The organism is Salinimicrobium oceani, from assembly GCF_012037645.1.
Map to the genome: position 1 here is coordinate 1 of NZ_JAAVJR010001267.1, position 336 is coordinate 336.

General features: G+C 46.1%; 1 protein-coding gene. It reads right to left on the reverse strand.

The window, feature by feature from the left end; all coding sequences use genetic code 11:
• On the reverse strand, window positions 1-336 hold a 336-nt coding region (locus HC175_RS21770; RefSeq protein WP_168139980.1), incomplete at both ends, for a multicopper oxidase domain-containing protein.

Below are 336 nucleotides of genomic sequence, written 5' to 3' on the forward strand. Positions count from 1 at the left end.
CGTACATACCATTGGCAATATGCATTCCAACGGGAGCAGTGGCACAGTGATAAATATAAAGTCCGGGGTTCAATACCTTGAAATTAAATACTACTTCATGACCCGGTGCTACGAAAGAGGACTCGGCACCACCTCCCGGACCGTTAACAGCATGCAGGTCGATATTGTGTGGCAATTTACTATCGGGGTGGTTCCTCAGGTGAAATTCAATCTCGTCCCCCACTTTTGTTCTGATAAAACTTCCGGGAACGGTACCATCAAAAGTCCAGTACACGTATGAAACCCCATCTGTCATTTCCATTTCCTTCTCAATGACCTCCATCTTCACCACCAGTT